The sequence below is a fragment of the Micromonospora sp. NPDC005220 genome (assembly GCF_040607895.1).
Lineage (GTDB): Bacteria > Actinomycetota > Actinomycetes > Mycobacteriales > Micromonosporaceae > Micromonospora.
On record NZ_JBEXHP010000076.1, the window covers coordinates 1 to 22,498 of the forward strand.

Consider the following 22,498-nt stretch of genomic DNA (forward strand, 5'->3'; position numbering starts at 1 on the left):
CAAGAAGTTTGCGTCACCGGAGGGCCAATTGGTGACGCAAACTTCTTGATCACGAGGCGGTGGGCTCGGGGGTCCGGGTGGTGCGCCAGTGGGAGAGGGCCAGGGTGGCGGAGTAGCCGGCCAGGACGATCACGTGGAACAGGTACAGCCAGAGGAGTACGGCCACGCCGGCGCCGATCTCGTCGAACCCCCCGAAGGGCACGCCCAGGTCCAGCGGGAGCGAGGCGAAGAGCACGAAGCCGTGCAGGAAGCCGGAGAGGTTCGCCGCGGTGAACGACCCGACCCCGAGGGTGGAGAGCCAGTCCGGTGAGGCCGGCCCGACCACCCGGAACACCCACATCAGCACCGGCGTCAGCACCAGCCAGACCGCCAGGAACGACAACACCACGCCGAGGACACCGAGCCAACCCCCCTGGCGTACGAGGCGGGTGGTGAGCGGGAGCGCCAGCAGGATGGACAGCAGCAGCGCTGGGGCCGGCGCGAGCAGTGGCAGCAGCAGGAGTCGTCCCCGCCAGCCGACCAGGTGTTCGTCGGTGCGGGGCGCGGCCACCGAGACGAACGCCCGGCGCAGGCCCTCGCCGTACAGCGAGGCGGGCAGCAGGGAGGCCAGCGCCAGCAGCGGGGTCAACTGCACCCCGGCCTCGACCAGCGCCTCCACCGCCCGGGGCGCGCCGATCGCGGTGGGCAGCGCCTCCACGGCGTACGAGGTGAGCCGGCGTACCCGGTCGGCCCCGGCCACCAGCGTGGTGAGCCAGATCGCCAGCAGGGCGACCGGGACCACGGCGATCGCCCCGTAGAAGGTGATCGCCGCAGCGTGCAGCGACAGGTCCCGTCCGCGCACCGGACGGAACGCGGCGCTGGTGATCCGTTTCGCGCGCTGCCATCCGTTGCCCATCGGGTCCTCCTTCCCTGTCGTCGGGGCCGTCACTCCTTAAGATCGCCGGTCATGACTGTTCTCACCACCGAACGCCTGATCCTGCGCGACTGGACCGACGATCCGGCCGACCTGGCCCGGATCTACGACATCTACTCCCGTCCGGAGATCACCCGTTGGTTGGCCGTGTCGCCCGGCCTGCCGATGACCGACCCGGCCCAGGCGGCCGAGCGGCTGCAATTCTGGCGAGACCGGCACGCCGGCGACGGTGGCCGGTACGGCACCTGGGCGATCGAGGTGCGCGAGACCGGCCTGGTGGCGGGCACGGTGTTGCTCAAGCCGCTGCCGGGGACGCCGGAGACGCAGCTCACCGATGACATCGAGACGGGCTGGCACCTGCACCCGGACTCCTGGGGTCACGGCTACGCCACCGAGGCCGCTCGTGCGCTCGTCGCGCGGGAGTTCGCCGCTGGCACCCGGCAGATCTACGCGCTCGTGTCGCCGGGTAACGAACCGTCGATGGCCGTGTGCCGGCGACTGGGCATGACCCATGTGGGTCAGCGCACCGAGTGGTACGGCGGGGAGCTGTTGGAGACCTTCGTCCTGGGCACGCAGAACGACTGATCGCCCACCGGCGCGAATGGTCTGGGTGCGCCCACGTGATGACGGGCGTAGCCGTCACGCTGCGGCCCACGCGCCTGGGCCCGGCCCGGCCGCTCGACGGTGGACGCCTCCCGTCGGGCGGCTCGCCGCGCCCGCTCAGCGCGCTAATCAAGGTCGTCAATAGTCACGGCGGTCGAAGTGTTGACGCTCCCGTAGCACGTCAGTAACCTTTGGCCAAAGTGATGCAAGATTTGGACAAAGACGTGCCTGCTTTCTTGCACACGCTCGGAAAACTCGGCTAGTTGCTTCCGTGGTGCCCCCGCACCACGGCGCCTCGGCGCACCTCCACCACGGCGCCTCCGCGCACCTCCACCCCGCCCTCCGTCACTCCGCACCCCCGCACGCCCTCACCGCGTGGTCACGCCACCTGTGGTGCCGTCCCCCCAACGACAGGACAGTGATGAGACGAACGAATCTGTTCAGGATGGTGGCGGCGACAGCCGCGGCCGCCATGATCGCCACGGCGGGCTCGACGGCAGTGGCCAACCCGGCCAGCGCCAGCCGCCCCGTCGAGACGACGGCCGCGTCGAGCAGCGGCTTCGCCCCGGCGGCCACGAACCTCGCCCAGGGCCGTCCCACCCAGGAGAGCGGTCACGCCGACGTCTACGACTCGTCGAAGGTCGTCGACGGCAACGCGGGCAGCTACTGGGAGAGCGTCAACAACGCGTTCCCGCAGTGGGTGCAGGTCGATCTCGGCTCGTCGCAGAGCGTCAACCAGGTCGTGCTGAAGCTGCCGACCTCCGGTTGGGGGACCCGGACGCAGACGTTGAGCGTGCGGGGCAGCACGAACGGGTCGTCCTTCACCGATCTGGTCGGGTCGCAGACGTACACCTTCAACCCGGCGAGCGGCAACACCGTCACGATCAACTTCACCGCGACCGCCACCCGCTACGTCCGGATCACCATCACCGCCAACAGCGGCTGGCCGGCCGGGCAGCTCTCCGAACTGGAGGTGTACGGCAGCGGCGGCACCACCGGTGACACCACCGCGCCGAGCGTGCCGGGGACGCTGTCGCAGAGCACGTCGGGCAGCACGATCACGCTCACCTGGGGGGCATCCACCGACTCCGGTGGCAGCGGGCTCGCCGGCTACAACGTCTACCGGGGCGGCAGCCTGATCGCCACTCTGGGCACCGTCCTCACCTATCAGGACACCCAACCGGCGACGGCGACCGTGTCGTACTACGTCCGGGCCCGCGACGGCGCCGGCAACCTGTCCGGCAACAGCAACACCGTCACCCGGACCGGCAGCAACCCGCCGGCCTGCACCAACGTGGCGCAGGGCAAGAGCGTGACGGCGAGCGGTTCCACCTTCAGCTTCACCCCGGACAAGGCGAACGACGGCCAGCTCACCACCTACTGGGAGGGTGCGGCGAGCTACCCGCAGAACCTGACCGTGGCGCTGGGCGCGAACCACTCCGTCTCCGCTGTCACCGTGAAGCTCAACCCCGACCCGGCCTGGGGCACCCGTACCCAGACCATCCAGGTCCTCGGCCGCGACCAGGCGTCGTCCTCGTACACCAGTCTGGTGTCGGCGGCGGCCTACCAGTTCGTTCAGGGCACCAACGTGGTGACCATCCCGGTCACCGCGACCACCGCGGACGTGCAGTTGCGGTTCACCGGCAACACCGGTGCCCCGTCCGGGCAGGTCGCCGAGCTTGAGGTGTGCGGTACCCCCGCGCCCAACCCGGACCTGGTCGTCAGCTCGGTGACCTGGTCACCCACGTCGCCCAGCGAGGTCTCCCCGGTCACGCTCTCGGCCGTGGTGCAGAACATCGGCTCCGCCGCCGCCGGTGCAACCACCGTGAACTTCAGCCTGGCCGGCGCGGTCGTCGGCAGCGCCACGGTCGGCACGCTCGCCGCGGGCGCCTCGACCACCGTCTCGTTCAACGCCGGGACCCGGCCGATGGGCAGCTACGCCGTCTCGGCGGTGGTCGACCCGGCGAACACGATCGTCGAGCAGAACGACGGCAACAACAGCCTCACCGCGGCGTCTCCGCTGGTGGTGGCGCAGGCCCCGGGCCCGGACCTCCAGGTGCTCAGCATCGCCTCGAACCCGCCGAACCCGGCCGTCGGGGCGTCCGTCTCCTTCACCGTGGCGGTCCGCAACCGGGGCACCACCGCGACCGGCGCGACGACTGTCACCCGCCTCGTGGTGGGCGGCACCACGCTCAACACCAACACCGCCTCGATCGCCGCCGGCGCGACGGTCACCGTGGCCGTCACCGGTAGCTGGACCGCCACCAGCGGCGGCGCCACCATCACCGCCACCGCCGACGCCACGAACGTGGTCACCGAGACCAACGAAACCAACAACACGTTCAGCCAGTCGATAGTGGTCGGCCGTGGCGCTGCCGTCCCGTACGTCTCCTACGAGGCGGAGGCCGGCCGTTACCAGGGCACGCTGCTGGAGGCCGACCCGCTGCGCACCTTCGGGCACACGAACTTCGCCAGCGAGTCCTCGGGTCGCAAGTCGGTACGGCTCAGCAGCACCGGCCAGTTCGTCGAGTTCACCTCGACCAACCAGGCCAACGCCATCGTGGTGCGCAACTCCATCCCGGACGCGCCCGGTGGCGGCGGCATCGAGGCGACCATCAGCCTCTACGTCAACGACGTCTTCTCCCGCAAGCTGACGTTGTCGTCGAAGCACAGCTGGCTCTACGGCAACACCGACGGGCCGGAGGCGCTGACCAACACCCCGCAGGCCGACGCCCGACGACTCTTCGACGAGTCGAACGCGCTGCTGGCGCAGTCGTACCCGGCCGGCACCCGGTTCAAGTTGCAGCGCGACTCAGGTGACACCGCTTCCTTCTACGTCATCGACATGATCGATCTGGAGCAGGTGGCGCCGGCGGCGAGCCAACCGGCCGGCTGCACGTCGATCACGCAGTACGGCGCGGTCCCGAACGACGGGCTCGACGACACCGCCGCCATCCAGCGGGCCGTTACCGACGACCAGAACGGCGTCATCAGCTGCGTCTGGATCCCCGCCGGGCAGTGGCGGCAGGAGCAGAAGATCCTGACCGACGACCCGCTGAACCGGGGTACGCACAACCAGGTCGGCATCAGCAACGTCACCATCCGGGGCGCCGGCATGTGGCACTCGCAGCTTTACACGCTGACCGAACCGCAGAACGTGGTGGGCGGCATCAACCACCCGCACGAGGGCAACTTCGGCTTCGACATCGACAAGAACACGCAGATCTCCGACATCGCCATCTTCGGTTCGGGCCGGATCCGTGGCGGAGACGGCAACGCCGAGGGCGGCGTCGGCCTGAACGGTCGCTTCGGCACCGGCACGAAGATCAGCAACGTCTGGATCGAGCACGCCAACGTGGGCGTTTGGGTGGGGCGCGACTACGACAACATCCCCGACCTGTGGGGGCCGGCCGACGGGCTGGAGTTCAGCGGCATGCGGATCCGCAACACGTACGCCGACGGCATCAACTTCAGCAACGGCACGCGCAACTCGCGGGTGTTCAACTCGTCGTTCCGCACCACCGGTGACGACGCGCTCGCCGTCTGGGCCAACCCGTACGTCAAGGACCGCAACGTCGACATCGCGCACGACAACCACTTCGTCAACAACACCATCCAGTTGCCCTGGCGGGCGAACGGAATCGCCATCTACGGCGGCTACGACAACTCGATCGAGAACAACCTCGTCTACGACACCGCCAACTACCCGGGCATCATGCTGGCCACCGACCACGACCCGCTGCCGTTCTCCGGGACGACGCTGATCGCCAACAACGGCCTCTACCGCACCGGCGGAGCCTTCTGGAACGAGGACCAGGAGTTTGGTGCCATCACCCTCTTCCCGGCCACCAGGGACATCGTCGGGGTCACGATCCGGGACACCGACATCATCGACTCCACGTACGACGGCATCCAGTTCAAGAACGGCGGCGGCAACATGCCGAACGTCGCCGTCACCAACGTGCGGATCGACAAATCCAACAACGGTGCGGGCATCCTCGCGATGAGCGGCGCGCGCGGCAACGCCAACCTGACGAACGTGACAATCACCAACTCGGCCGACGGCAATATCGTCGTCCAGCCGGGCTCGCAGTTCGTCATCAACGGCGGCTGAACCCGGTCGGGGGGCCGCTCCGGCGGTCCCCGACCGTTCCACCCATCGCCTGATCAACACACCTTCAGTGAAGTCGGGGTATCCGCGTGCTGCGGATACCCCGCCTTCCATGAACCCGAGTCGATCAACGAGGCACAGGGTCCGTCGTGGGCGTCGGGCCGCCGGCAACGGCCGACTCCGTCGAGCCGGGCGTCACAGAACACTCGGGTACGCAGAAACTGCGCGTCCTCCTCGCTGAGCGTTGTCTCGCCGAAGTCGACGACGGTGAGGTGACCGAGCGAATCGCGCAGCGCCACGGCCAGGGCGGTGACGTCGTCGAGGCTGGTCAGGGTGGTCGGCAGGTGGATGACCCATCGTGGCGCGGTCATCGCAGCGCCACCGTTCCTCCTGCGATCAACGTCTGCACCTGCTCGGTGGTCAGGCCGCGCCGTTCCAGGACGCGGCGGCCCCAGCGGTGCAGCCGGCACGGGTGTGCTGCCTCGTCCCTGCGACAACGCGTACCGTCGGGCCGCTCGGGGGTGTGCACGGTGACCGCCCTCAGCGCGAACACGACGTCCTCCGTGGTCACATGGAGCGGCAGTGGTAGATCATCGATGGTGCCCATGGTCCTCCCGTCCGGGCGGCGACCTCTCGATGAGCGCTGTACCGCACAGGCATGAAGATGATTCTGAGGTATAGCGCTCACCCAAATGACCGCCCCGAGCTGTCGTCTGGTCATCCACGATGGTCATTTCACTACTGGCCTAGCGCAATCTTTCGAAGCAGAATGCGGACCAAGGGTTGAGGTGCCTTACGCGACGACAGTCAGGGAGATGACGTGGACGACTCCGGCAGCACAGTCCCACGGAGGCAGCTCGGCAGATATCTGAGAGAGCTTCGTGAAAACGCGTACGTGACGGTTACCGCCGCAGCCAAGGAATTGGAATGGTCGGCACCCCGGATCTGGCGGTACGAGACCGGCCAGGTCTCCATGCACCCGAATGACGTAGCGGCCATGTGCCGCGTCTACGGCGCGTCGCCAGAGACGATCGAGACGATGCGGGCGCTGGCCCGCGAGACCAAGGCGCACGGCTGGTGGCACAGCTACGGCGAAGCCATCAAGGACTGGTTCAAGCTGTACGTCGGCCTCGAAGCAGCCGCCACCCGTATTCGTCACTACGAAGCAAATCTCATCCCCGGCCTGCTGCAGACGGTCGAGTACATGACCGAGGTAATCGCCATCGACCACCCGCAGATGGCCGAGGCGCAGCGTCAGGCCAAGGTCGACGTGCGTCTTCGCCGCCAACGTCTGCTGGCTCGGGCGATACCTCGCGCTCCGCGTCTCGACGTCATCCTGGGCGAGGCGGTGCTGCGCCGGCCGCTGCGCGATCGTGCGGCGATGGCCCGACAACTGGAGTCGCTGCTGGTGTCGTCGCGGCAGCACAACATCGGCATCCGGGTCTTGCCGTTCGATGCGGGCCTGGTGCGCTGGGCGCAGGCCGGCACCTTCACCATGCTCGACTTCCCGTCCGACGTGCGCGAGCCGGAGCCGACGACGATCTACATGGACGGGCCGTGCGGCGCGGTCTACCTTGACAAGAGCCACGAGATCGAGATCTATGAGGACGCGTGGCGCTCTCTCGGCGAGCGGGCGCTCAGCGCCGACGAGTCCCGCGAGCTGATCGCGGCCATAGCGAAGGAGATGACCGATGGTGCGTGACGGAGTCTGGCGCACGTCGACCCGATCAGGCGGCGAGGGCAACTGCGTCGAGGTGGCGGGGTTCCCCGAGTCGGTCGGCGTACGCGACAGCAAGGACCGGCAGGGGCCGGCGTTGACCTTCACCCCCTCGGCCTGGACCGCCTTCATCGCGTCAACCCGCGCGAGGCAGTCGCACACCCGCCGCTGAGCCGCTCGCGCCACCTCGTTCATCGAGATCTTGGAAGAATCCGGCCCCGCGCGGGGCGATTTCCCTCCAAGATCTGTCGCAGGTCCGGGTTAGCCTCCCCGCGACTCCTGGGGAGGGTGCGGGGTGGACCGGTTCGAACGCATGGTGGCGCTGTCACGCAGTGGACAGACGGCCCGTGCCGATCAACTACGGGCCGAGGCACCCGGGGCGCTTCTGCCCCGGTGGACGGCCGGCGAGCCGTTGAGCCCGGCGCTGCGGCAGGTGCATCAGCTCGAGTGCTTGATCAACGCGGTTCGCGTGGACGACACGTACGCCTGGGCGATGGTCGACGGCAGCATCTACCGGATTCCCCTTGCCGGCGGCGAGGCGCAACGGCTGCGCCTGGAGGGCAGGCACGAGTCCTACTACTGGGAAGCCGTGTTCGACGGTGAGACCGTCGTCGCCGTGGAGGACGAGCGGCTGCTCGTGTGGGACGTCGTGACGGGGAGGCTGCTACTGGCCACCGACCCGGATGACATTCCCGTACGCGCGGGGCCCCTGCGGAGCCTCGCGGTCGGTGCCGGAGTGGCGGTCACCGGCACCGAGGGCGGTTATCTGCTGAAGTGGGATCTGGCCGACGGTCGGCTGCTGGGCAGGACCGCCGCCCACAGCGGCTATGTCACCCGCGTGGCGATCAGCACCGACAGCGCTCCGATCGTGTTGAGCCTCGGCGGCGAGGACAAATTCGCGGAGACGCTGTGTTTCCATGACCTCGACGGGTTGCGCCGCACCGGCGAGGTGGCTGTGCCCGAGCAGACGGGTTGCGGCGGCTGGACGGTGCTGGCCGGTCAGCGGCGGGCGGTGACCGTCACCGAAGAGGGTCTACTGACCGTCTGGGATCCCGTCGCGGCGGCACCGGTGGCACAGTTCGCCACCGCGGCACGCCCACGCGAGGCGCTGGTCTTCACCTCTGACGGGGCCTGCGTAGTGCTCGGCGAGGGCCGGGCGCTGCGCATCATGGACCTTCGGGACGGCACGTTGCGCGGGACAATCCGGACCGACTTCACCCAGCCCGTCGACAAGGTCGCCGTGCACGGCACGTTGGTCTTCGCGGCGCAGGGCGGCAGCACCGAGGGGCGGACCAACCTCCTTGAGTTGACCGATCCCCTCGCGCAGGACGACAAGAACCGGCCGTACTTCCGAGACGCCGTCCCGGCCACGATCGCCGGGCGGCCCGCGATCATCGCTGTGGAAGAGGACGGCTCGTTCGAGGTCATCGACGCGGCCGATGGGCGGAGGTTCGGCGAGCCGGCCGGCGAACGGAGAATCACACTCCGGACCGCAGTCTGGTATCCCCAACTGGGAGTCGTCACCGCAGGCGACCGGGACCTCCTTGTCGTCATGTCGGAGGCTGGCCCGACAACCGTCGACCCGGCCACTGGCGATACCCACACCGCACCCGAGTCGTCGCTGAGCCCAGCAGGACCTCGGTTGATCGCCACCGGCAACGGCCTCATAACGGCGACAAACGACAAGGGTGTACTCGCCGTCTGGGACGCGGCCACCCTGACGCTGCGCGCTTCGCTCCACCTGGCCGACGCGTACGAGACGATCTCGCTTGCGCTCGCTGACCTGCACGGCCGCACCGTCGTACTGATCGGCACCGCAGGCGGCGGGATTCGTTGGTTCGACAGCGCCGACCTGACCGAGATCACCCCACCAGGCCGATTCGCCGAGCGACCCAACCGCCCCGCCGTCAGGCGCCTGGACTGGCCCGGGCCGGAGGCTGGCACCGCATTGGACGTGTTCGGCTCCGTCGTGCTCGTGGCCGTGGACGACACCGTCACCTGCGCCGACATCGCCACCGGGGAGCCGTCCGGACCGGCCCTGACCCATCCGAAGGAAGTCTTGGCGATACGGCCAACGGTCCTCGATGGTGTTCCGGTGGTCGCCACCAGTTGCACCGACCGGATTCTGCGGGTCTGGGAGATCGGGACAGGCCACACGATCTGGTCCGTCGCCCTACCCCAACCGGTCGGCCGGATCGTCTCGGTCGCCACCGACCAGATCATCGTCCTCACCGAGGGCCATCTGATCGCGGTCGGCCCCGGTCCCATGATCCCGTCCACCTGAGGGACGGGCGGGCAGCTCTTTGGACAGTTTCGATCCGGCAACGTCCTCGGTGGGGGGAGCCGTGACGCAACAACGGGCCCGAGTAGCTGTCCACTCGGGCCCGTTGTCGCGCGCTGGCGTAATGCGGTGGCTTAGCCGAAGGACTTGAACCCGCGCCAGTCATCGCCCAGGACGACCTTCACCGGGCCGCCCGTGTTCGTGGTGGACGGGTGGTAGATCCGCATCATGCCGTCGGTGCCGGAGCGGGTCCAGAAATCAGGGATCCGGTCCTCATTCACGTCTGGGATGCTGATCATCGCGCTGATGTTGGCCTCGGACCATCCCGTTCCGTACGAGACGTCGCCGCTGCGGGAGGCGGCGGCCGACTTGAGCGAATCCAGGTTCACGCTGCGCGGCAGCGAGCCGGGCTTGCCGTGCCGGACGTACATGTTGCCGTTGTCCAGGTTGCGCCAGAGCATGTCCGGCGTGCCGTCCAGGTCGATGTCCGCCACGTTGACGACCTCGCGTCGGGCCCAGGCGGTGCCCTCCATCAGGGTCGCCTCCTGGAAGCTCGCGCCCGTGTAGCCGCTCAGGACCCAGAAGGCGGTCCCGGCCCGCAGGATCAGGTCCGGGAGCGTGTCGCCGGTGATGTCGCCGACCGCCTTGATCTGGGTCCAGGTGTCCGGGGCGGGTATGGGGGTTCCGCCGACTCCGGTGGCCGGTAGGAGGACCCGCAGCCGGCGGTCGACGTCGAAGGTGCCGTACCCGTCACCGGGGTAGAGCCAGAAGCCGCCGTCCGGGGTGCGGGCGAACATGTCGGTCGTGCCGTCGCCCGGGTAGGTGTCGGAGTGCTTGGTGATCAGGGCGGCCTTGCCGGTGCCCGGGTCGAACCAGTGACCGGTCGGGTTCAGCTTGTCTCCGGCGTACGAGCCGACGAGCCACGCGTACAGTTCGCCACCCGTGTCGCCGGCATAGTTGCGCAGGTTGCCCGAGGAGTCCACCAGAAGCAGGTCGGGTATCTCGTCGCCGCCGGTGTCGCCAGGCTTGTCAGCGGTCGAGCTGGGCGGCAGGTAGAAGGTGTAGTCGGTGCGGGCGCTGCGGTTGCCGACCGCGTCGTACGCGTACACGTGCAGGGTGGTGGGGCCGGCGTGCCGCGGTGCCAGGTTGGGCACGGTGGCGGTGCCGGCGGTGGCCGGCACGCTCACCGTGCCGATGCTCTCGAACGAGTAGGTGAAGGTCGTGGCGCCGGAGGCGGTGAACGTGATGGGGCCGGTCTCGCCGAACTTGACCGTCGCCCACGTCGCGCCGTCGGGGGTGGCCTCCTTGAAGACGTTGCTGGTGACGTCCGGTGCCGGGGGTGCCGACGCGTCGATGGTGAGGCGGCAGGGCTCGCTGCCGGGTGGGAAGAACGAGGACGAGGCGCCCACCGCGTCCTCGGCACTGACCTCCCACGAGTAGACCGCCTTGTCCTCCAGGTTGCCGGCGGGGATCGTCAGGCTGGCCTTGCCGTCGCTCGTGGTGGTGGCCGCGGTGCCCGCCGGAACGGCTGTGCCGTTCTTCCAGAAGCGGAAGCGCAGGTTCTTGAGGTTGCCGTCGGCGTCGGAGGAGCTCGCGGCGAGCACGATGTTGGTCTTCGCCACCGTCACGCCGCCGCCGGGGCCGGGCACGCAGGCGCCGCCGGGTGAGCTGGTGCCCGTCGGCTCCTTGGGCGGCCGGTTGTAGGTGACGCTCAGCTCGGCGGAGGTGACCTTGAACTTGCGCCACGTCAACGTGTCGGACTCGCTGGTGGCGCGCATGCCGAGGGTGAGGTCCGGCCAGCCGCCGTTCGCGGCGTCCTGGGCGCCCTTCTTCACGTCGAAGCTCACGTAGTCGTCGGTGCAGTTGCTGCCGTAGCCGTAGGCGAAGGACCGACGCGACTGCTCTTCCCTCCAGGCCGGCTGCTTGTTCCAGGTGGAGCCGCTGGAGATGGAACCGGTGAGCCAGAGCTGCATCTCCCGGGCCGTGCATCTCCACGAGTGGTTGTTCAGCACCTTGAAACTGGCGGAGGTTACCGTCGCGCCCTTGATGCTGGTGTTGTAGCCCATCCGCCAGAAGGAGCGGGCTCGCAGCGGGGTGTCCTCCTCGTAGCCGACGCGGGCATCCGTGGTCCCGGAGTTGAAGTTGGTGCCGTTGTAGGTGTTGGTGTTGGGGTGCTGTGAATAGACGGTGGCCCAGGCCTGCTTGCCGCTGATGAGGGTCGGGTCCAGGAAGACGGGGAAGAGCACGTCCGGGCCGTTGAGCAACCCGGTGGCCGCGGCGTCGAGGTGCAGTCGGACGTCGCCGGTGCCGTCGCCGTCGAGTCGGGTGGGGATCTGGGCCTCGCGTGCGCCCGGCTCACTGCCGACGAGGCCGGACAACGTCAGCACGTCGGCGGGCGTGGCCACGGAGGTGCGGGGGGCGCTGTCGGGTGCCTCCGGGTCGCGGCCGGCGGAGTCCCAGGCGAACGGGCTGGGAATCGAGCTGACCTCCTCGCCACTGACCTTGTCGAGGGCGCGGACGCCGCCGGTCGTCGCGTCGCGTCGGAAGACGACCGTCTGGGAGCGCAGACCGTAGGTGAGGGAGCTGACGGCCTGGATCGTGGCGGGCGCTCGGTTCTTGACGATCAGCAGTTGTCCGACGCCGCCGTCGTCACGGGCGACGACGAGCAGGTCGACTCCGGGGTGGACCTCGGGGTAGAGGGCGCGCGGGCCGTCGAGCACCGGCTTCGGCAGTCGGCCGGGCCAGGTGTACGCGATGGTGTGGCCCTCGACGTCCATTTCGGTCAGTACGGTCGCGGTGCCGTCCGGCTGACCAGGGTCGCTGCCGCCGGAGAACCGCACGGGCGTGACGGCGTTGACGGGTCGGATGTCCAGCCCGCTTGCGGTGCTTCCGCCGCGGGTCAGCGTGTTGTCGATCGCCACCCACTGGCCGGCGGTGTTCTTCGACCGCTGGGGGATGGCGTGGATCGTGGTACGCAGCTGCCCGTTCGGCATGGCCCAGGTGAGCGAGGTGGGGCTGGTGGCCGTGTCCACGAGCACGTCCGTGCCGGTCCGCAGGGCATCGGTCATCGCGGTCGCCTCGTCGCGCGGCGCGGCCGGCACCGGCGCGAGGACGGTGTCGCGCGGTTGGTCGGTCCACCGCGACGGCAGCAGGGTCGCGACAAGTGCGGCCAGCAGGACGCCCAGGGTGAGAGTCAGCCTGAAGCGCGTACGCACAAGCGGGCTGAGCAGGCGAGGCACGGTCACGGCGCTTCTACTCCCGTGGGGCCGACAACAGGGGAAAGGCACAACGATCAGCCCCGTTCGGCGGGCCGAGGGGCAAAATGCGAGCACACGATCGCACGACGTGAGCAGTTTTCGTGCACCCCGGCAACGTTATTGATCCGTTACACATCAGCAGGATGTAACCGGGTGTTCATACCTAATTTGATCTTGTGTACGTTTTGCCAGTCCGATTCGGGCGCGGCTGGGTCGGATTTCCCCGGACGCCCGATTCCTGTCATCGGCGGCTAACTGATCACCAATGAAGGCGTGACCCAGATCACTCAATGGTGATCCGGTGACGGTCGGCTGGCCTTGAGTAGTGACTCCGTCTACCGCAAAGTGCTCACGCACGCGCCGATCCCGGCGCGTGCTTTTCGCGGTGTTCCGCGCCTTTTCGTCGTTTTGCGCCTGGGTGGAGTCGACACGTATGCGTGGTATCGGGTTGCTGTCCCGGCGGTGGCATGGCCGACGGACCTCGACGGAGCCGCTTCGCCCTCGGGGGCGTCGCGCCCGTACGGCGATGGTGCTGTTCCTGTCCACGACACTCGTCGCGACCTCCGTCCCCGCGCCGGCCTGGGCGGTGCCGGGCGCCGGCATGAGCCGCGAGGACACCCAGGTCGAGTTGCCGGACGTCCCGCAGAGCAAAGACGTCCTTCAGAACGAGGAAGCCGACTCGGACCTGCTCACCGCCGACCAGGTGCCGGTGGTCCCGTACACGCCCACGTCCGTTGCGCCGTGGAAGCAGGACAGCGGCGCCGTGGACCTGACCGGCGTCGAGGCTGGCGCGACCAAGCAGGTCGACGATCTGCCGGTCGCCCTCGGCGTACCGGCGGGTGGTGACCCGGCTGCCCTCGCCGGGACCTGGACCGTCGACCTCGCCGCACCCGAGGCGTCCCAGGCGGCCAGCGTGTCGGGTCTGATCATGAAGATCACGCCGCCGGCCACCGCCGACCCGGCCGCCGAGGTGGCTCTGGACGTCAACTACACCGACTTCGCCGACCTGTACGGCCCGCTGGCCGCCGACCGCTTCGGCGTCATGCTGCTGCCCGACTGCGTCTTCGACGCCCCCGACAGCGGCGACTGCGCCACCGACGGTAGCGGGACGATGTTCTCAGCGCCCAGCAGCGCGAGGAGCGCCCAGGCGGTGCCCAGCGAGGTGAAGCTGGTACCCACCAGGAAGGCGTCGGCGCGCGTCGCGGCCACCGCGGACGAGCCGACGCAGCGGGTCGTCACCGGCAAGGTGCCGGTGGGTGCGTTGATCGGCGCACCGGGCGGGGCGGCCGCACGCGCGTCCGCAGCGGAAAGCTCGAGCGTCGTCGGCGTACTGGACACCGGAGCGTCGGCGGCCGGCGACTTCACCGCCACTCCGCTGCTCTCCTCGGGCTCCTGGGCCGCGGGTTCGTCGTCTGGCGCTTTCACCTACTCGTACCAGGTGCAGACGCCGGAGACCGCCGCCGGCCTGATGCCGAAGGTGTCTCTGTCGTACTCCTCGCAGTCGGTGGACGGTCGCACCTCCGCCAGCAACAACCAGGCCTCCTGGATCGGTGACGGCTGGGACTACAGTGCGGGGGCGATCACCCGCAGCTACGCCAGCTGCCGCGAGGACTCGAAGAAGCCGGGTGCGAACAACTCCTCGCACCGCACCGCCGACCTGTGCTGGGGCTCGAAGAACGCCACCCTGTCACTTGCCGGCATGACCACCGAGCTGGTCTGGGACGAGGGCAAGGACGCCTGGTTCACCGCCAACGGCGATGGCTCCAAGGTCCAGCTGGTGCAGGACACCAGCCTGGCGAACGGTGACGCCGACGGCGAGTACTGGATCGTCACCACCCGCGACGGCACCCGCTACCACTTCGGCCGCAACCGTCTTCCGGGCTGGTCCGACCGGGGCAGCGCGGCGGACGACCCGGTCACCAACTCGGTGCTCACCGTTCCGGTGTACGGCAACCACGCGAACGAGCCCTGCTACAAGGCGGGCAACTGGGCCGGCTCGGTCTGCACCGAGGCATGGCGGTGGTCCCTCGACTACGTCGAGGACATCCACGGCAACGCCATGAGCCTGTGGTGGCAACGCGAGACGAACCACTACGCCCGGAACTTCAACTTCAAGGACCCGGTCAGCTACGACCGTGGCGGCTACCTGACCCGGATCGACTACGGGCAGCGCAGGGACAACCTCTTCTCCGAGGCGCCGCTGGCGCGGATCTCCTTCAGCGTCGCGGAGCGCTGCTTCGCCGAGGGGTCGCTCACCTGCACCGACGACAACTTCGCCAGCAGCAAGCCCGACAAGTACCGCATCTGGTACGACACTCCGGCGGACCTGCGCTGCGCCGCCGGCCAGAAGTGCTGGAACGCGTCGCCGTCCTTCTTCACCCGCAAGCGCCTCGACAAGATCACCACGTCGGCGCAGCGGACGTCGGCGAAGACCCTCCAGCTGGTGGACGAATACCAGCTCAAGCAGTCCTTCCCGATCCTCAAGACCGGCCCGAACACCGCGCTCTGGCTGGAGTCGATCACCCGTACCGGCCACGGCCGAAGCGGCGACAAGATCGCGCTCAACGCGGTGCGCTTCGAGTCCAACACGGAGGAGATGCCGAACCGCGTCAAGCGGGACAACCGGCCTGGCTTCTCCCGCCTGCGCATCGCCCGGGTCATCAACGAGTACGGCGGCGAGACCGTCATCAACTACAAGGCGCCGGTGGGTGACTGCAAGAGCGGTACCGGCCTGCCCGGCAAGGGCGACACCGCCGAGCTGAAGGCCAACGACCGGCTGTGCTACCCCGCCTTCTGGCACCCCGACCCGGCCGCCGAGGAGATCGACTGGTTCCAGAAGTACGTCGTCGACAGCGTCGAGGAACTCCCCAACCTGGACGGCGCGTACACCACCATCACCAGGTACGCGTACGACAAGCCGGCATGGCGGCTCGCCGAGCAGGAGTTCACCAAGAAGTCCACCCGCACGTACTCCCAGTTCGCCGGCGTCGAGAAGGTCACCGTCACCACCGGTGCCGACGACCCCGACATCGGCAGCAAGCGGACCAAGGCCGTCACCCGGTACTTCCGAGGGCTGGGCGACACCTTCTCGGTGAAGGACTCCGCCGGCTCCGAGATCGCCAAGGACCGGGAGGCCTTCGCCGGCCGGGTCGCTGAGGAACTGACGTACGCCGACGCCGACGACACCGACGGCAACTGGCTCACCCGCAGCGTGACGTACCCCGACGCGCAGGAACTCGCGTCGCGTTCCCGCGACGACGGCCTGAGCCCGTTGCAGGCGTGGCGGGTGACCGAGCCCCGGCAGGCTTCGTACACCAGATCCTCCGGCACCGGTGACGACACTCGCACCCTGCGCACCGTCGAGACGACGACCACCCACGAGGCGACGCACGGCCTGCCCACGTACATCGAGTCGCTCGGTGACACCGGCAAGACCGGCGACGAGTCCTGCACCTTCGTGGAGTACCTGCACCGCGACGACAAGAACCTCATCGGGTTGACCAAGCAGATCCGCACCAGCCCGACGACCTGCGCCGCCGCCAACTTCGACGACTTGAAGACGCTCAGCTCCGCGGGCCGGGTCGCCTACGACGGGCAGGCGTACGACGTCGCCCTGGGCGCCTCGACCCGCGGCCTGGCGAGCCAGACCTGGTCCCTGAAGGACGACGGCTCCGGCTTCCAGAACGACGGCAACACCGGCTTCGACGCCATTGGCCGCGTCGTCAGCAGCACCGACCCGGACGGCAAGATCTCCAAGATCACTTACACCCCGGCCACCGGCCAGGCCACCAGCGTCACCGAGGAGAACTCGCTCGGACACAAGCAGGTCCGGGAGTTGGACCCGGGCCGCGCGGTCACGGTCAAGACCACCGACCTGAACGACCGGGTCAGCGAGGCGAAGTACGACGCGCTGGGCCGCCTCGTCGAAGCGTGGGGACCCGGGCGCACCCCGTCGTCCACGTCCGTACCGGACTTCCGGGCCCAGTACACGGTTCCCGTCGGGAAGCCGCCGTACATCACCACCTTCAGCCGGGGGCACGAAAACCGCGTCCAGACCTCCGTCGCCATCTACGACGGCCTGGGCCGCGAACGGCAGACCCAGGAGGAGGCCACCGGCAGCGGTCGGCTGATCACCGACACGCACTACAACAGCTCCGGCGAGGTGTGGCGGACCAACAACGCCTACCTCGCCAAGGGATCGCCCAGCGGCAAGCTGTTCACGCCGTACGTGGACACCGACAACCCGGCACCCGTACCCAACGCCACCCTCTACACCTACGACGGCCTCGGCCGGGTGACCCAGGAACTGCCCGTACTGGCCGAGGTCGAGCAACCGGGCCGGGCCACCCGCTACGCGTACGGCGCCGACCACTCCACGGTGATCAATCCGGCGGGTGCGATCTCCTACCGGCTGTTCACCGACGCCCTGGGGCGGACCACCCGGGTCGACACCTTCACCAACAACGCCCGCACCGAGTTCACCACCATGCGGTACGAGCACGACGCGCGCGGCCATATGGTGAAGGCCACTCACTCGGCCGATCCGACCCGCCCGTGGACCTGGACGTTCGACCAGCGCGGCCGGATGGAGACCTCCACCGACCCGGACTCCGGCACCAGCCGGATGACGTACGACCACCGGGACCGGCAGCTGACCTCCACCAACGCCCGCGGCATCACCGTCTGGAACGGGTACGACCAGCTGTCCCGCCCGACGCAGCAGCGCCTCGGCAGCAGCACCGGCACGCTCCTGGGCGAGTTCACCTACGACACCGTCGCCGGCGGCAAGGGCCTACCGGCCAGCGCCACCCGCTACACCGACGGCCTGCCGTACACCCAGCGGATCAACAGCTACAGCGACGACTACCAGCCCACGTCGACGACCCTCACGCTGCCGCAGACCATCGCCGACACCTGGGGCCTACGGGCGTCCTACACCTACGACAGCACCTACACCGACACCGGTCTGCCCGAGTCGACCACGCTTCCCGCCGTCGGCAGCCTGCCGTCGGAGAAGCTCCTCCTCCGGTACACCAAGGACGGCCTGCCGCTCTCGGTGTCCGGTAAGGACTGGTACGGCGCGGAGACCGTCTACTCGCCCTACGGGCAGGTGCTGCGGTCCACCCTCGGCGCCCAGCCGTACCGGGTCTGGACCATGGCCTCGTACGACGACGCCAGCGGTGCCCTCAACAGCCAGCAGGTCTACCGCGAGCAGACCGGCGACAAGACCATCGTCGGCGGAAACCTCGTCTCGAACCGCTCCTACGCCTACGACGACGCGGGCAACATCCTCGCGATCCGTGAGCAGGCGACCGGCATCGAGGAGCGGCAGTGCTTCCAGTACGCGCTCGGCCGGGTGAAGACGGCCTGGACCGCCAAGAACCAGGCGCAGTGCTCGCCGGGCCCGGTCAACGCGGACGGCTCCCTCAATGTGGCCGACGGCCCGGACAAGTCCGGCTACTGGCAGGAGTACGAGTACGACCTGCTCGGTAACCGCACCAAGCTGGTGGAGAAGGACCTGACCGGCGCGACCGCCAAGGACGCCACCACCTCGTACACCTATGGCAAGGCCGACGGCAGCCAGCCGCGCACCCTCACCAAGGTGACCAAGGACTACATCACCCCGGCCGGTGCCGCGGTCACCGCCGCTGCCGAGCGGCTGTACGAGCTGACCGGCGAGACGAAGTCCGTCACCTCGATCCAGAGCGGCGACCAGCAGACGCTGTCCTGGACCTACGACGGCCAGGTCGAGCGGATCGTCGGTGAGGGCGACGGTGGTAAGACCTCGTATGTCGGCCTGGCGAACAAGTGCCTGGACCTCAGCGCCGGCCTCGGCGCGCCCGGCCGGCCCATCCAGCTGTACTCGTGCAACGCCACGCCCCCGCAGAAGTGGACCTTCACCCCGGCCCCGAGCCAGACCAACGCCAACCTGGGCACCCTGTCCATGCACGGCGACTGGTGCGTCCAGCCGGCGGCCACCACGGCCGGATCGGCGCTGGGAATCCAGAAGTGCACCGGCACGTCCGCTCAGCACCTTGAGCGCACCTCCGCCGGGCAATTCCGGCACACCGCCTCCGGCCTCTGCCTCGCCGTCAAGGACGCGGCCACCGCCGAGTCCACGCCGATCGTGCTCGCGACCTGCGCCAACACGGCCGCCCAGCAGTGGGAGGCGCAGAACGAGACCCGGCACATCTACGGGCCCAGCGGTCGTCTCCTCACCATTCAGGGACGGCAGGCCACGCTGAACCTCGGCGAGGCTCAGGTAACCGTCCAAAAGGGCGGCGCACTGGTCAACAGCCAGCGCTCGTACGCGGCGCCCGGTGGCACGATGGTGCGTTACTCGTACGGCAACGCCCAGTCGGCTCTCTTCGCCCTCACCAGCGACCACCAGGGAAGCCCCTATGCGGAGGTCGTCCAGAGCGGCGGAATGACCGTCCGGATCAGCAAGCAGGACCCGTTCGGCAACAGACGCGGCGCGGCACCCGTCAGCGCCAACTTGCAGACGAACACCGGATTCCTCGGTGCGGTCCGCGACGATGCCTCCGGCTACACCCCGCTCGGCGCGCGCCTGTACGACCCCGCGGTGGGTCGGTTCCTGTCGGCGGACCCGGTCCTGGACCTGGCCGACCCGGCGCAGTCCAACGGGTACGCGTACGCCCACAACAACCCGGTGACGCACTCGGACCCGTCGGGTCTGTCGGTCGCGCTGACCGCCTCGGAGACGGCGGCGGCGCTGGCCGGCGCGGGCCTGTCGGCGGCGATGGTCTCCCAGGCGCAGGCGAACATGGGCCGGTCGCTGATGTCGGTGATCCTCGATTCGGCGTGGTACATGCTGAAGGACTTCATCGGGATCAACGACGCCATCAACTGCTTCGGCGGTGACATGTGGGCGTGCGGCAGCCTGATCATCGGCGCGATCCCCTGGGGCAAGATCGGCAAGATCCCGGCCGTGATCCGGGCGATCGACCGGACGATCGCGGCGATCCAGGCGTGGAAGGCCGCGAAACGGGCCGCCGAGGCCGTCCTGGCGGCTGTCCGAGCGGCGGAGACAGCGGCGCTGAACGCCAAGAAGTTGGCGATCGAACGGGCGAAGAAAGCAGCCCAGGCAGCCAAGAAGAAGGCCGCCGACAAGGTCAACACGACCAGTAACAAGGCGACGAACGCCACGAAGAAGACGGGTAACCCGGCTCAGAAACAGGCCCAGGCCAAGAGCAACCCGAAGGGATCCTCGGCCGCATCCAGCGGTGCCGGCAAGTCCGGGGCCGGTAAGAGTTCCGGCGGTGCCAGCAAGGGCGACTCAAAGCCCGGCGGAAAGACGGGTGCCTCCGAACGCAGTAACGGCGGTTCCAGCGGCGGATCCTGCAAGAATCCCAATAACAGCTTCGTGCCCGGTACCAAGGTGCTCATGGCCGACGGGTCGACGAAGCCGATCGAGGACGTAAAGCCGGGCGACAAGGTCCAGGTCACCGATCCGGAGACGGGCCGGGTCGAGGTGGAGACGGTCACCGCCGCGATCAAGGGTGAGGGTGTCAAGCACCTGGTGAAGGTCACCATCGACACCGACGGTGACCAGGGTTCGGACACGGCCGAGGTCACGGCGACCGACGGTCACCCGTTCTGGGTGCCAGAGCTGAACGAGTGGGTCGACGCCACCGACCTGCGCTCCGGCCAGATGTTGCGGACCAGCGCCGGCACCCTCGTGCAGATCACGGCGACCGAGCGCTGGTCCACCGAGTGGGCCACCGTCCACAATCTCACCGTCGCCAACATTCACACGTACTATGTGATCGCCGGCGACGCTCCGGTACTCGTACACAACTGCGGTGGAGCCGCTTGCACCTGTGGGGAGGAAGGATTCCCGAATTACAACAAGTCCGGTGGCTGGGTGAACGCAATGGGGCCAGCCAGGGATTTCGCAGCGCCTGGCGAAACTCTTAACTGGGAGCATGTTGTAGAGCAGAGTCAAGCGGCAAGGTCGGGTTTCCCGCAAGAGTGGATCAATCATCCAGACAACATGATGCTGCTAGACAGCGCCACCAATTTTGCTAAAAATGGATACTACTCCAAAACCTTCAATTGGACGGGTGGGCAGTCGATTCGGAATATGCTCACGGGCATGCCTTTTGAGCAGCAATGGGACTTCGGGATGTATGTAATCAATACAATCAAGACGCATGGCAAGCAGGGCTTGCCAGGAAATCTGTAGCTATGATGAAATCATTCGATGATGTGTACAACGAAGCGGTAGATTACAGCGTCGAGGGCGTCTTGCCGCAGGGTGCGCCGGTCGGGGTTGCAAGGTTGTCGCAAGCCCTGCGGGCATACAACGCCATCATGGGCGGCGGCCTGGGGTTTGCGATGGAAGTCATTGGGCGGGAGGAGTTCGAGCGAGCCCTGGAAGGTTTTCGATACCTGGATCTAGGCAGAGTCGCGAACCTTCTCGCGGACTTGGTTGAAAGTTTTGGAACGGCTGAATACGACGAGCAGAAGGAGGTTGACCTGGATCAATTGATCAACCAGGGTGACATCGTCCTTGACGCCTTTCGCAGAAAGGTTTCTGCATTCCCATCTGACTTTGGTTTTTGATCGGGTGATGCAGGAACCATCCGAGTTGGCGTCCGACCCAGCGAAGCTGCTGACAACACCGGATCCATCGGTGCCGTCCGCGATGACGCTCTGGTTGCACCCCGCTCGGCGTGCGTCTGTACGACCCGCTTCATCGTGGACGGTATGGCTACCGCGCGAAGGGCGTCTGACGGGTCGCCGTGCGTACGGGCCTGGCTGGTGCGTCTCGCTGGCGAGGATTGCCCGTCGGCTCGTCGCGTAGCGGCGGGGCGTCGATTTCCCAGAGTGGAGTCTGGCTTGACTGGCGAAGGGATCGTCACGGCCTCGAATGCCTGTGCGATGGCTTCGCTGGATTCTGATGGCCGTTGCGCGTGCGCGTGCGCGCGGCCCGGCGGTAGCCGGGGCCGTTCTTGATCTGGTGAAGCAATTCTTGGCCCAGCGGCTCACGTCGTTGACGGGGCTGGGCTACGCCTTGGGGCCGTAGCGCTGCTTCTTCGGTGCTGGCGGCTCGGCGGGTTCGGGCGCTTCGCTGCGGGCGGCTCGTCCAAGGTCGGTTTCGTAGGCGGCGAGGTCGGTGTGTGCTTGTTGGAGGGTGGCGAGTTTTTCGGTGGCTTGCTGAGCGGCGGCGGTGTCCTTGTTTATGAACGCGTCGACGATCTTGCCGCTGATGCGGTCGCGTTCGAGTAGGTAGAGGACGGAGGCGCCGGTTGAGTGCCAGGTTGATTGAGAGATTCGGGTCCCCCTGCTGACTTCGGTTCCCTGCCCAGGCCTCAGTGCCTGCTTGAGGTGTGTCCGATCGACGTGTTAGATGATGAGGATGCGGGTTATGTCCGCTACTTGAACGGGAAGAGCCGGTAGAGATCGAAGTGATTGGAAACTCGACCGAATCACGGGCATGATTCGGATCCATGCCGGTGTCGACGGCTTGGCGTCGGGCGGGAATTCGAGGACCAATGGACTGGTGGGCAGGTCAACGCCGAGGGTTCGAAAAGTAGCAGATTTCTATGACGGACTCGGTGTGCGATTACGCGCTGCGGGGGCTGCGGTGGCT

Annotated in this window: 11 protein-coding genes and 1 pseudogene; 7 read left to right on the forward strand and 5 right to left on the reverse strand. The window is 68.0% G+C overall.

The features are described from left to right. Positions 1-49 precede the first annotated feature (49 nt). Positions 50-895 (reverse strand): YhjD/YihY/BrkB family envelope integrity protein, encoded by an 846-nt coding sequence (locus ABZU52_RS23370; protein ID WP_354973117.1) that lies wholly within the window; start codon positions 893-895, stop codon positions 50-52. A gap of 51 nt (positions 896-946) precedes the next feature. On the opposite strand from ABZU52_RS23370, the gene ABZU52_RS23375 reads away from it, so the two are divergent. Both ABZU52_RS23375 and ABZU52_RS23380 read left to right on the forward strand, forming a co-directional pair. After that, on the forward strand, positions 947-1,498 hold the full coding sequence (locus tag ABZU52_RS23375; protein ID WP_354973118.1) for a GNAT family N-acetyltransferase: 552 nt from the start codon (positions 947-949) through the stop codon (positions 1,496-1,498). Positions 1,499-1,937: 439 nt separating this feature from the next. Beyond that, positions 1,938-5,630, forward strand: a complete 3,693-nt coding sequence (locus tag ABZU52_RS23380) for a CARDB domain-containing protein (protein ID WP_354973119.1) — start codon at positions 1,938-1,940, stop codon at positions 5,628-5,630. Positions 5,631-5,683: 53 nt separating this feature from the next. On the opposite strand, the gene ABZU52_RS23385 is transcribed toward ABZU52_RS23380, so the two are convergent. Further along, a complete protein-coding gene (locus ABZU52_RS23385) occupies positions 5,684-5,998 on the reverse strand; it encodes a hypothetical protein (RefSeq protein WP_354973120.1) in 315 nt (104 codons plus the stop codon). Further along, entirely contained in the window at positions 5,995-6,180 is a 186-nt protein-coding gene (locus ABZU52_RS23390; protein WP_354973121.1) for a hypothetical protein, read from the reverse strand. Before ABZU52_RS23390 ends, ABZU52_RS23385 begins: the two co-directional genes overlap by 4 nt. Before the next feature lie 267 nt (positions 6,181-6,447). Between ABZU52_RS23390 and ABZU52_RS23395 the strand changes: the two genes are divergently transcribed. The 3 genes from ABZU52_RS23395 to ABZU52_RS23405 all read left to right on the forward strand — a co-directional run bounded on the left by ABZU52_RS23395 (position 6,448) and on the right by ABZU52_RS23405 (position 9,628). Then, positions 6,448-7,329 carry a helix-turn-helix transcriptional regulator gene (locus ABZU52_RS23395; protein WP_354973122.1) on the forward strand — a complete coding sequence of 294 codons (882 nt, stop codon included), beginning with the start codon at positions 6,448-6,450 and terminating at the stop codon, positions 7,327-7,329. After that, positions 7,319-7,516 carry a DUF397 domain-containing protein gene (locus ABZU52_RS23400; RefSeq protein WP_354973123.1) on the forward strand — a complete coding sequence of 66 codons (198 nt, stop codon included), beginning with the start codon at positions 7,319-7,321 and terminating at the stop codon, positions 7,514-7,516. The genes ABZU52_RS23395 and ABZU52_RS23400 overlap by 11 nt, the downstream gene beginning before the upstream one ends. A gap of 123 nt (positions 7,517-7,639) precedes the next feature. Then, positions 7,640-9,628 (forward strand): WD40 repeat domain-containing protein, encoded by a 1,989-nt coding sequence (locus ABZU52_RS23405; protein WP_354973124.1) that lies wholly within the window; start codon positions 7,640-7,642, stop codon positions 9,626-9,628. A 131-nt stretch (positions 9,629-9,759) separates the two neighbouring features. Here ABZU52_RS23405 and ABZU52_RS23410 read toward each other — a convergent pair whose 3' ends face one another. Continuing rightward, positions 9,760-12,870, reverse strand: coding sequence for a DNRLRE domain-containing protein (locus tag ABZU52_RS23410; RefSeq protein WP_354973125.1), 3,111 nt, complete (start codon positions 12,868-12,870; stop codon positions 9,760-9,762). Between the two features lie 445 nt (positions 12,871-13,315). Here ABZU52_RS23410 and ABZU52_RS23415 point away from each other — a divergent pair, with 445 nt between their 5' ends. Next, positions 13,316-21,088, forward strand: a complete 7,773-nt coding sequence (locus ABZU52_RS23415; RefSeq protein WP_354973126.1) for a ricin-type beta-trefoil lectin domain protein — start codon at positions 13,316-13,318, stop codon at positions 21,086-21,088. A gap of 2 nt (positions 21,089-21,090) precedes the next feature. After that, the gene (locus tag ABZU52_RS23420; protein ID WP_354973127.1) at positions 21,091-21,468 is read left to right on the forward strand and encodes a hypothetical protein; all 378 of its coding nucleotides are present in this window, start codon (positions 21,091-21,093) and stop codon (positions 21,466-21,468) included. 444 nt (positions 21,469-21,912) lie between these two features. Here ABZU52_RS23420 and ABZU52_RS23425 read toward each other — a convergent pair. Beyond that, positions 21,913-22,177, reverse strand: a pseudogene (locus ABZU52_RS23425) (GntR family transcriptional regulator); the annotation flags it as partial. Positions 22,178-22,498 lie beyond the last annotated feature (321 nt).

Excerpts from the sequence above, each read along its gene's own strand:
- ABZU52_RS23370 (WP_354973117.1), bottom strand. The coding sequence starts at position 895 with ATGGGCAACGGATGGCAGCGCGCGAAACGGATCACCAGCGCCGCGTTC.
- ABZU52_RS23375 (WP_354973118.1), top strand. The coding sequence starts at position 947 with ATGACTGTTCTCACCACCGAACGCCTGATCCTGCGCGACTGGACCGAC.
- ABZU52_RS23380 (WP_354973119.1), top strand. The coding sequence starts at position 1,938 with ATGAGACGAACGAATCTGTTCAGGATGGTGGCGGCGACAGCCGCGGCC.
- ABZU52_RS23385 (WP_354973120.1), bottom strand. The coding sequence starts at position 5,998 with ATGACCGCGCCACGATGGGTCATCCACCTGCCGACCACCCTGACCAGC.
- ABZU52_RS23400 (WP_354973123.1), top strand. The coding sequence starts at position 7,319 with ATGGTGCGTGACGGAGTCTGGCGCACGTCGACCCGATCAGGCGGCGAG.
- ABZU52_RS23415 (WP_354973126.1), top strand. The coding sequence starts at position 13,316 with ATGCGTGGTATCGGGTTGCTGTCCCGGCGGTGGCATGGCCGACGGACC.
- ABZU52_RS23420 (WP_354973127.1), top strand. The coding sequence starts at position 21,091 with ATGATGAAATCATTCGATGATGTGTACAACGAAGCGGTAGATTACAGC.